Source organism: Motilimonas cestriensis (assembly GCF_021295315.1).
Lineage (GTDB): Bacteria > Pseudomonadota > Gammaproteobacteria > Enterobacterales > CBDFNC01 > Motilimonas > Motilimonas cestriensis.
Map to the genome: position 1 here is coordinate 150,370 of NZ_JAIMJA010000007.1, position 11,340 is coordinate 161,709.

Annotated in this window: 9 protein-coding genes; 5 read left to right on the forward strand and 4 right to left on the reverse strand. The window is 39.3% G+C overall.

Annotated elements, in window-relative coordinates:
- The first annotated feature begins 52 nt into the window (after positions 1-52).
- The gene (locus tag K6Y31_RS08825; protein ID WP_233052424.1) at positions 53-2,125 is read left to right on the forward strand and encodes a DNA phosphorothioation-associated putative methyltransferase; all 2,073 of its coding nucleotides are present in this window, start codon (positions 53-55) and stop codon (positions 2,123-2,125) included.
- Here the strand turns inward: K6Y31_RS08825 and K6Y31_RS08830 are convergent.
- A complete protein-coding gene (locus K6Y31_RS08830; RefSeq protein WP_233052425.1) occupies positions 2,098-2,880 on the reverse strand; it encodes a restriction endonuclease in 783 nt (260 codons plus the stop codon). The genes K6Y31_RS08825 and K6Y31_RS08830 overlap by 28 nt on opposite strands.
- A complete protein-coding gene (gene dndA / locus K6Y31_RS08835) occupies positions 2,877-4,001 on the reverse strand; it encodes a cysteine desulfurase DndA (protein ID WP_233052426.1) in 1,125 nt (374 codons plus the stop codon). Before dndA ends, K6Y31_RS08830 begins: the two co-directional genes overlap by 4 nt.
- Positions 4,002-4,152: 151 nt before the next feature.
- Here dndA and dndB point away from each other — a divergent pair, with 151 nt between their 5' ends.
- The 4 genes from dndB to dndE are packed head-to-tail and all read left to right on the forward strand — an operon-like array spanning position 4,153 to position 9,199.
- On the forward strand, positions 4,153-5,244 hold the full coding sequence (gene dndB, locus K6Y31_RS08840; protein ID WP_233052427.1) for a DNA sulfur modification protein DndB: 1,092 nt from the start codon (positions 4,153-4,155) through the stop codon (positions 5,242-5,244).
- Positions 5,234-6,901 carry a DNA phosphorothioation system sulfurtransferase DndC gene (gene dndC, locus K6Y31_RS08845; RefSeq protein WP_233052428.1) on the forward strand — a complete coding sequence of 556 codons (1,668 nt, stop codon included), beginning with the start codon at positions 5,234-5,236 and terminating at the stop codon, positions 6,899-6,901. Before dndB ends, dndC begins: the two co-directional genes overlap by 11 nt.
- Positions 6,891-8,849: a DNA sulfur modification protein DndD gene (gene dndD / locus K6Y31_RS08850; RefSeq protein WP_233052429.1), complete on the forward strand. Its 1,959-nt coding sequence runs from the start codon at positions 6,891-6,893 to the stop codon at positions 8,847-8,849. Before dndC ends, dndD begins: the two co-directional genes overlap by 11 nt.
- Positions 8,849-9,199 (forward strand): DNA sulfur modification protein DndE, encoded by a 351-nt coding sequence (gene dndE / locus K6Y31_RS08855; RefSeq protein ID WP_233052430.1) that lies wholly within the window; start codon positions 8,849-8,851, stop codon positions 9,197-9,199. The genes dndD and dndE overlap by 1 nt, the downstream gene beginning before the upstream one ends.
- 5 nt (positions 9,200-9,204) lie before the next feature.
- Here dndE and K6Y31_RS08860 read toward each other — a convergent pair whose 3' ends face one another.
- On the reverse strand, positions 9,205-9,684 hold the full coding sequence (locus K6Y31_RS08860) for a hypothetical protein (protein ID WP_233052431.1): 480 nt from the start codon (positions 9,682-9,684) through the stop codon (positions 9,205-9,207).
- Between the two features lie 2 nt (positions 9,685-9,686).
- On the reverse strand, positions 9,687-11,339 hold the full coding sequence (locus tag K6Y31_RS08865) for an ATP-binding protein (protein ID WP_233052432.1): 1,653 nt from the start codon (positions 11,337-11,339) through the stop codon (positions 9,687-9,689).
- Between the last annotated feature and the right edge of the window lies 1 nt (position 11,340).

Here is an 11,340-nt window from a genome sequence, read left to right on the forward strand (position 1 = left end):
ATAAACCTGAAATCGCAATAGCATTGCTCTATCTCTCAGACAGGGGCACACTATGCTAAACGCAACCGAATTCAAACAATTAGTAAAGCAAGTTCCCTATAAAAAAGTCTTGCCTGATGCCATCTACCTTCATAAAAGCGCATTGGAGTATGCACCGGATAAGCTTAATAAATTTATCTACGCCGTTGCAACAGCGCTCAAAATTAACGAGCAAGAATGGGACTTGGTCAAATTAGCTAAAAATACCTTTCGGTTGTCATTACTCCACTACCCTGATTTTTTTAACGAGTCTTACCCCGCACTTAAAACCGCCATCACAATCGATTTAGAGAAACTGAGCCATCGCATCACCCAATATCAGCAGCAAGATAACCCGCCAATTTTGCACCGCAAAGAAACCATGATTTCACCGGAACATGAATGCTACAACACATTCAAAAGCATCACCGAAGAAGGCGAGCAAGCAGGCCTATATGAAAAGCCGCGGCTTATTGGGTTTCAGCAAACTTGGTTACGCTTAATAGAAAAGAAAGGCTACCACTTAATCGATGGCCGCCTATTTCCTAACGCTTCAGGGCAGCAGCAAGAAGAAAAAACCGGTATAGAGAGAGAGAAAACTGCCATTGTGCGCCACGAATTGTCTGCGCCAATGAAACAACTGGCCAAGCATGGCTACCTGAGTGGTGAATATACCGTATTTGATTACGGCTGTGGGCGTGGCGACGATCTGCGCGAACTAGAAGCACATGGAATTGACGCTCTTGGCTGGGACCCTAACTTTAGACCTGAAGATGAACGAGTTAAATCCGATATCGTGAATTTAGGATTTGTTATAAATGTTATTGAAGATCAAGACGAACGAATTGCTGCTCTACTGAGTGCATGGGAGCTGACTGAGAAATTATTGGTCGTATCGGCCATGCTAGGCAATGAACAAACAACATCACAATTCAAAGCATATAAAGATGGGGTAATCACTTCCCGTAATACCTTTCAAAAATACTTTGATCAAAGTGAATTAAAGCATTACCTCGAACGAGTTGTTGATGAAGTCCCTATCGCCGTTGCACCCGGTATTTTCTACTTATTTAGAGACAAAATAGAAGAACAACGCTTTCTAACCAAAAGACATCGCCGCCATCACCAATGGCAACAACTCACAACACCAACACCAGTCAGTGAAACTCAAGCACGGTTACTCATTACTACCAACCTGCCACTATTTGAAGATTATTGGTTACATTGCCTACAACTAGGTCGTATCCCAGCTGCTCCAGAATTTAGCCAAAGTGACCAGCTCAAGCATCTCGCAGGCTCACCAAGAAAAGCCTTTAAACTGGCTGAGAGTTATTTTGATGCTAATGAATTTCAACAAGCACAGGCACTAAAGCGGGAAGACCTACTGGTCTATTTCGCGCTCAGCCAATTTGATAAACGAAAAACCTATGTCAGCCTACCCGATGAGCTTAAACGTGACGCAAAATACTTCTTCACCCAATACCAGCAAGCACATGAAGAAGCAAAAGCACTGCTATTTTCTATCGCCAATACCGAGCTTATTGAAGAGGCCTGCATCGCAGCACACAAAACCCTACCAGCAAGCGTATTAAACCAAGGTCATTCGCTGATCTTACATAAACAATGGCTAGTTATGTTACCCGCAATTCTTCGTGTTTATGTTGGCGCAGCCGCACAACTGTATGGCGAATTAGAGCCTATTGATTTGGTCAAAATCCACATAACCTCAGGCAAAGTCAGCTTTATGATTTATGACGATTTTGAAAACAGTGCAGTGCCATTCTTGGTTGAGCGCATCAAGGTGAAAATGATGGAGCAAGACATCGACTTTTTTGATTATGTTGAGCCACTAAGGCAGCCGCCACTTTTATGCAAAGGAAATTATCTGGCTCCTGAGCATCATCTTTATTTAAAGCAGTCACGTTTTGATAAACGCTTAGCTAAACTCCTACAGATATCTACTGACATAGATACAAATATGCCTAGGATTGAGTACGAACAACTATTGAACAAGCATTTTAAAAAGGTCAATAATTACTCCCTAATTACTAATATCCGCAACCCTGAAAATCAACTGGTTCAAACAAAATCTATCTCAAAATCATAAATTGGAATATGGCTGGTAGTCACGCCTATCCCTCTATCGATCATAATCTCAGCTAAAGTTTCACCGTCGATCAATACAATAGGTACACAACCGCGCTTAAAAGCCACATCTTGGGCATCTTGAGTAAATGTGCTAGTCGTAATGAAAATACCTTGTTGATAATCACCCTGTATAGCCCCGCGGAATTGATCTATTTCAGGACGAGAGACTTTGTTACCCTTTTTATAACGCTTACATTGTGCAGCAACATGCAACGGAGAGATTCCGACTTCCAAAGTCCCATAAACGTCAATGCCACCGTCACGCCCTCTCTGCGTAATCTGCATATCTTCAAAGCCATATCGTTCTAGAAACCTAAGACAAAAAAACTCAAACTCTTCAGGTTCTAAAGTATATAGATGATCAATTATCCTTAAGATCGTATCTTGCTTTAATTTATTTGCTAATTTTTTAACGAGCTCAAGGTTGTCAACACTTTCCGGTACTGATGCGCTCACATTCACATGACAATCTAGTAAGTAAAACAACCCATCTTCATTTTTTGAAAATAGCTTACGTTTGGCTCCTGAACCCCAGCTTGTACTATCGCAGTGCCTTTCCATTTGAATTCGTAAAACTGACAAAGGGTCTTTAGCACCAAACTTGTATAATGAGCGTTCCATTATTTTCGCATATACTTGCTTCGGGTTAGATGGAGCAGCCAAAATCTTTAATGCTTCTTCAGCAGCCTCAACAATTGTTCTTTTTATATTCATAATAATTGGCTTAACTTCTCAACAATCTGCTTTGAAGGAATAAAATCAGTTTGATGGCTCCAAGATGCTCTTAACGCGCCTTCGATACGCTTAGAGTCTAGCTTCATAGCAGTTAACACGTGTGACGGGGTGTAACTTGAAGAAGTACACGCTGAGCCATTGGAAACCGCAACGAGTCCTTTAAGCATAACCATCGCAGCTTCCGAGTTGACGCCAGGTATAGAAAAATTCAGTACGTAGGGTGAAGTGTTTGCCCCATTATATTGCGCTCCAATCTTATCGAGATCTTCTATAAGCTCGTTCTTCAACTTCATAGCATGAGCTTGCCAAGTATCTGAATTTTTAACAGCAATTTCGCAAGCCAACCCAAACCCAGCGATCAATGGTGCGGCTAGCGTGCCTGGCCTTAGGGTTTTTTCTTGTCCTCCCCCAAATAATATCGGCTTCAAAGGAGGACGCATAAATCCACGCTTTCGTATAATAAGAGCTCCAATACCATTGGGAGCGTACACTTTATGTCCGCTTGCACTTATCATATCGATGCGGCTGTGATTCAGATCCATACTCAATTTGCCAAAGCTTTGCGCCGCATCGACATGAAAATAGGCGTCATGTTCGGCTAGAATCTCACAAAGCTCAACAAGTGGCTGAATACACCCTGTTTCGTTATTCACATGCATAATCGACACCAGTAAAGTATCTTCCCGCAAAAGAGACTTTAATGATGCAGGGTCAACTAAGCCAGATTCATCGACTTCAATATAGCTTACCTCAAACCCTTGGTTTACTAGCTGCTCTATCGGCTCAAGTACCGCTTTATGCTCAATACGAGTTGTTATGATGTGCCGTTTTGATACTTCATTGCCATATTCTTTCAGACCTAAAATGGCAATATTATTGCTTTCAGTAGCTCCGCTCGTGAAGATCACCTCAGATTTATCTGCTCCTGCAACATCCGCAACTTGTTTTCGCGCTTTTTCAACAGCTCTCTTAGCACTTAGCCCAAATTCATGAGTACGACTTCCAGCATTGCCATATTGCTCAGTGAACATTTTCAAAACTAAATCAGCAACTTCTGGAAGTACTGGTGTGGTAGCATTCATATCTAGATAAAGTGTCATAAAAAACCCCGATTAAACTCACACTAACAGCGAGACACTAACAAAGAATTCAAGTAGAATACGCACGCTAAAAGTTCGTACGAACAAACTAAAAAATCACGAACAAACTAAAAAATCACGAACAAGAACTATAAAACGATTTAAGAAGATAATGAACCAAATTGTATCAGGAACATCGTTCCCCGCCATCAGGGGAACTCAAGCAAAAACAGAATATTACATCGTAATGTGCCCACTAAAAAGGCTCAGTAAAATATTTACATTAGATGAAGGACAACTTCCAGTAGATCAACGAGCACAACGCATTATAAATGAAGAACGCATTCCTGATATCACCAATTACATCTTAGAAAGCAGAGACAAGTATGTTTTCTCCGCGCTAACTGCCTGTATTGATGGTATTAGCGAGTTTGTTGCGATAGGCAGTGCCAAACATGAACAAAAAATTGGCACTCTCATTATTGATGAAGATGCAGAAATATACATTACTGATGGTCAGCATCGAAATGCAGCAATCTTGGAAGCGCTTCAAGCGGATCCGACACTTGCGGACGAGACTATTTCAGTGGTCTTCTTCACTAACAAATCGCTTGAAGAGCGCCAACGTATATTCAAAGACCTCAATTTATATCCGGTTAAAACAGATAGCTCTTTGAGTATTACTTACGACGACAAGCCCGATGCGATCCTGTCGAAGACCGTTATATTTCGAAGTGAACAGTTAACAAAACTCGTACACATGGAAAAAAGCAATTTAGGGGCGCGCTCAAAAAAACTAATAAGCCATAGTGCTATCAATAAAGCCACAAAATATTTACTTGGAAGCATAACAAAAAGCAATTACGAGTCTTTAATCCCTATTGCGGGAGAGTTTTGGCATGAAGTAATTAAAAACATGCCAGCATGGCAATTAGTTTGCAACGATAAAGCATCGGGTGGCGAGTTCCGTGATGAAGCAATACATGCACATGCCGTTACATTTCATGCATTCGGCTTATTAGGGCGCGACTTACTAAAAAATGACCTCAACTGGCGAGAAGTATTAAAAGGTTTTGAGCAGATAAATTGGAGCCGCAATAATCCCGACTGGGCAGGTCGGTGTGTCGTTAATAAAACAATGACAAATACACGAAAGGCAGCCGAGCTAACTTGCATAAAAATTAAATCATATCTGAATATTCCACTTACCGATAAAGAACAAGTGGCAGAGAAATCATTTGTAGAGGAACGAAATGGCTACTGATAATGAAGTACAGTTCCATTCGGCATTTGACAGAAGTGGTTTAAAAAACACGATCCGTCAAAGTATCGAACACATAAAGATGTTATATCAAAGCGACTCAATACCTTGGGTCATTGGCTACAGTGGCGGTAAGGACTCAACCGCGATACTGCAATTAATTTGGTATGCGTTACAGGAACTTCAGCAAGAAAAAAAATGCGGAAAAAAAGTACATGTTATAAGTACTGACACATTAGTAGAAAATCCAATTGTCGCAATGTGGGTAGGAAAATCGTTAGAGCGGATGAAAGAGCAAGCTAATGAGCAAAAACTCCCCATCGTGCCACATCGTTTAACCCCTGCAGTTAAAGATAGATTTTGGGTCAATTTAATCGGGAAAGGTTACCCTGCTCCTCGCTATAAATTTCGATGGTGCACAGATCGCCTCAAAATATCCCCCTCCAATACCTTTATACAAAATATGGCGGATAAAAGTGGTGAAGCCATTTTGGTACTTGGTACGCGTAAAGCCGAAAGTACAGCGCGTGCTGCCAGTATGGATCGTTTTGAGAATTCAGCATCTAACACCCGTAAAGCATTAGGGCTAACAGAAAATGGCTCACTCGAACGAGTGTGGGTCTATACGCCTATTGCTAGCTGGAGTAATGATGATGTTTGGGTGTATTTAAACAGTGTTGAAAACCCATGGAACTTTCCCAATCAAGATCTGATGGGTATGTATCAAGGTGCAACAGACGGCGGTGAATGCCCGCTGGTCGTCGACAAGTCTACGCAGAGCTGTGGCGATAGCCGTTTTGGTTGTTATGTTTGCACTATGGTGTCCGAAGACAAGTCAATGAACGCAATGATCTCAAACGACGAAGAAAAAGAGTGGATGTACCCATTAGTCGCTCTGCGCAATGAGATTGAAGTTAACGATGCAAATCGTAGCAAAAAGATTGAGAAGCTAACACGTGATAAGGCCAACCGTGATTTTAGACGCATGAATGGCAATCTCACCGTACATATATCAAAACATGGCGCGGATTTAGTACCTGGACCTTATATCCAATCATTTCGTGAACACTTATTAGGAAAAGTACTTGAAGCGCAGCAAGCGGTCCAGCAATTAGGACCGGCTGAAGTTAAAGATCTTGAGTTACTTCCACTGGAAGACCTCGAAGAAATTAGAAGAATTTGGCTAGATGAGAAGCATGAAGTCGAAGACAGTGTACCTAAAATATATGAGAAAATACTCAAACGAACTTATCCTGGGAAGAAACGCGCACATCACCCAATTTTAAACTTGGATGTATTAACGAAACTGAAATCGCATTGTGAAAAAGAAGGCGATGAAGACGGCCTACTCTATCAGCAAATGTGCGCAGTTTTGAGTATTGCAAACAAACATAGAAACCAATTACGCAGAGCCAAACTGTCTGAAGAACTAGCCAAAACGTTAGACAAAGGCGCATTTAATAACCTGTTTGAAGCAAAGAAATTTGCATTAGAGCGTGAGCGTCATCGTTTGCAAATTCAGTTAAATAACTCACCGAATTTAAGTGACGACGACAAAAAGACCATTAATGACAAAATCATCATGGTAACAAAGTCGATCAAAGAGCAAGGCTATAGCTCAATGATTATCGATTTCGAAGAGGTACAAGATGATAATTAAACGCCTTGAAATAGAAAACTTTGGTATCTACAAAGGTCACCACATCATAGATTTAAGAACGACGGCCAACAAACCTATCGTTCTATTTGGTGGTTTAAATGGTGGCGGTAAAACAACTTTTCTCGATGCTCTTCAGCTCGTTCTATACGGAAAACATGCAAAGTGTTCAAACCGCGGGCACCAATCTTATAGTAAATTTTTAGCGAGTTCAAAAAACAGGCATGCACCAGACAACGAGATTGTTGAGCTAACCCTTGTCTTTGACCATACCACTGAAACAGACACCAATGAGTTTAAAATCATTCGGAATTGGAATATCAATAACAAAGAAGTAAAAGATTACGTAACTGTATTTTGCAATCAAAAAGAAGACCCTCACCTAACGCAATATTGGGATGAATTCGTAAGTGAGTTTATACCACTAAGCTTATCTGATCTGTTCTTTTTTGACGGTGAAAAGATTGAAAATTTAGCCCATCAAGATCGCAGTGCAGACTTAATAAAAACAGGCATTGAGAACCTTCTAGGCTTAGACCTGTTAACACAACTACAAATTGATTTAAATAATGTAGAGCGTAAGCGTCAGAGTGACAACCTTGACAGTAGTGTTATATCAAAAGTAGCAACCTTAGAGGCAGAAATAGGAGAACAATCAACTATTGTGTCCTCACTTAAAAAAGACATTGCGACTTTAGAAAATCACGCATCTGATACAAACATTAAAATAAATAAATCTCGTCAAAAAATACGTCATGCAGGAGCACACTTAATAGAAGAGCGCGATACATTAAAATTCGAATTAGGTGCCATTGAAGAAAAAATAAAGACTAATATCACTGAGCGTGTAAAGCTTGACGCCGGGTGTGGGCCGCTGGGTTTAATCAAAAACCTAATCAGTGCTACAAAAAAACAGGTGTTGAAAGAAGAGCAAGCCACTCAGGCAACTGTTATCAAAAATGCCATTAATGAATATGAATCTAAGATAAAGCAAACACTCAGAAACGAAAATGTAACTCAAGAGGCTTTAAGCGCATTAGAAGCAACCATGGCTGCTATGGCACATGAGCGTGAAGAGCTTGCAAGTACAGAATGTTACATTGGTGCCAATATAAATATATTTGACGGCCTGGATGAAAAATTAAGTCTAGACACAAGAACACGAAACACGCTTTTAGTGCACAAAGAACAATTGTTAGAGCAACAAGCCTTATTTGAGAAGAAGCTTGAAGCGATCCCCGACTATGAGACCGTTCAACACCTTTTAAGTGAGCTAGCAGAGCTAGAAGCAGAGCTAAAAAACGATGTTGTATTGATCAAACAAAAGCAGCAGCTACTGCAACAAGCCGAAGCAAGAGCTGAAGTATTAAATACTCGCTATTCAAATCTGCTAACAAAACAAAATAAAGACACTTTTGAGCAAAAACGCTCCATTCAAGTAGCTGAACATATTGGTAAACTTAAAAATACCATGAAGTCATTTGCAGATGAGTTAATACGTGAAAATGTAACAGGGCTTGAAAAGCACATTGCGACTAAGTTTTTTGATCTTTCCCGTAAAGCCAACTTAATTACCGGTGTTAAAATTTGCCCAGATTCGTTCAGGCTTACGTTGCTTGATACCAATAATAACCCTATGACGACAAGCCGCTTTTCGGCCGGTGAAAGGCAGTTACTGGCTATCGCTATTTTATGGGGATTAGCAGAAGCATCAGGTAAAGAAATCCCAACCGTTATCGATACACCACTTGGTCGCTTAGATGGAAAACACCGCACTAAGCTTATTAATAACTACTTTCCTAAAGCGTCAAGCCAAGTGATTTTATTATCGACCGATGAAGAAATAACAGGGCAATACTACACGCAATTAAAGCATGCTATTTGCCGTGAATATCACATTAGTTACAACGAGAAAGAACAAACCTCAACCTTTACTGAGGGGTACTTTTAATGAATACCACACTCCATACAATTGACTCGATTAAGCTCTCTGAAAAACAAAAGCAGCAGCTCGTTCGCCTTAAAAGTAAAACAGGCATCGAAAACTGGAACGTACTGTGCCGCTGGGCGCTGTGTATGTCGCTCGCTGAAGATTCAATACCGCCTGTTGAAGAAATCCCCTCAGACAGTAACGTTGAAATGAGCTGGAAGGTGTTTGCAGGCGAATATGCTGATGTATATTTAGCCGTGCTGAGAGAAGCTTATCAAAAACAAAGTACACACCTAGAAGGCGTGCACTTTAGTGATTTTGTTAAGTTGCATTTGAATCGTGGGATTAGTTACTTAATTTCTAAGAAATAAAATTGTCATAACTGATAAACAAACGGGCTATCTTCCTTTCGCAGATATAGCATACGAGTTATACATGACTCTGCTATATCTTCGATTTCCTTCCAATGAAAAAAATTCCTCGGTGCAGTTTTTTTAGTTTCAGATATTACTCTTATATTGCTACCAAAAATGCCTTTCGATTGAACAATCTCATGCAACTTATGCTCTAAAGCTTGTGTTGGTATCCTATATCCACAATATTCAGATTGCATATCTCTTAATAATTCAAAACAAGAAATACTAAAAAATGACAACGAATTCAAATATGGCTGTATACATCCACCATCAAGATAATTGTTTAACTTTTTAGTAAAGCTACCTGACTTATCTAAGTGACTACTCCAACGCCTAACAGGAATATGCTGAGTTTCTCCAATATAGATTACATCATGAGCAAAAATAAAATATACATGTGGTGTAAAATAACCACCTTTAACTATCCCTGAGCCACTCATGATTAATCAAATAAATCTTGATTATGTGCGGTCCAATTTTGTAAATTCCATGACACGATTTGGTTGTATCTATCCATAACTCTTTTGGTATCATCATATTCTACAGTTGTTAAGTTTTGTTTTGTTTTAAGCTCACCTACAGCTAAACAGTATATAAAGCACTCTATAGCCTGTCGCTTGGGATCTATAGCATTTAAACTTTTAAGTACTAACTGATAAAATGGATGCGACTTATTGATTTGTACGATCGTGCCGTAATCAGGGTCAAGCCTAGACTCCCACAAATTAGGTACGGACAAAAAATCTCTGTAGACTATCTTTTTTATTCTAATATCGTTGTTATCATCACAAGGAGTATTAGTGTCAACTTGTATAGATCCATTTGTCTTTATAATTTCATCAGTTCGTCTTTTCGTTTCTGCAGGGTCGTCCTGTTCAATGTATGTATTTGGATCTTCCTCTTCAATATCAATAACACTATCACTAGCAGATGCACCTTCATTATTTTCAGCTCCTTCAAACTTAGAAGAGCAAAGCTTAAATGCTTTATTAGCATACTCTTTTGGTATTCGACACTTAAGACTTAAAGCATCTAAAAATTCATCCGGTAACTCTAGGTTTTGTTTTGATACATCAACGTTTAGAAGCTCATCATGCTCGGTACTGATATCTATTCTTCCACGTAACGTTCTGAGATCTCGGTCTACAATACCTAAATTATCTCCCCAACGAATCAGACGATTATTCCTATAAATGAAAAAACCTGAATTCGGTAGTGAAACATTATATTCTTTAATTAATTCTCTTTCTTCTTTTTTAAAACCTGCATATGTATGCATCTTTTGTTGGGGAAAAACAGTTAAATTCAACTTGATTGGGGCAACATCCTTGGGGGCATTGGGCAAAGATAGCGCTTCATCGCTTAATAGTTTACATGGGGTTTTACAATCATAATCTGACTCTATAAATCTGTCTAAACTTTGAGTTTTAAACATTATATCTTTTGGAGCAACAACAAACTTTTTATCTTTAATTTGTAGAGAAATTGATAAGGGTTCTTGTGTACTCCCATTTAAGTATTCAAAATAAATCACACCCAAACGGTCAAGCAATCTTTTTTTAAGTGTATTAACTGTATCATAGTTATTTATCTCTGAAATATCTATAACAGTGCCATAATCACAATCAATTAGTAACTGCTTTTGCCCATCACTTACAGCGGTTACAAGTACACCATATTCCTCATTATCACGAATTGTTTCCATATCTAATGTCAAACAATCAGAAAAAACACCATTCTTAACACTAAATACTTTTATTCTATCCCCTAAAGAAAGCCCTGCACTTTTTAGTCCCATACCATATTTAGATAGACTATTTTCTTCATAATCGACTACTGAACCAATATCTAAGGCTTTGCGTATTAAATCATTATCCATTCCTCTCCCATTATCAATAATTCTTACTCTTGAAATACTCCCCTTTTCAGTGAGAGTTTTATTTTCATGTACATCAATAATTACCCTAATTTCCCCAGCCCCTGCAGCAACTGAATTATCTATAATATCTTCTATCGCGGCATATGACTTGTAGCCAATGTTAGCCAAACCGACACATAACCGGGCGGCATTAATCTCTCTTGGTTCAAAACTCATT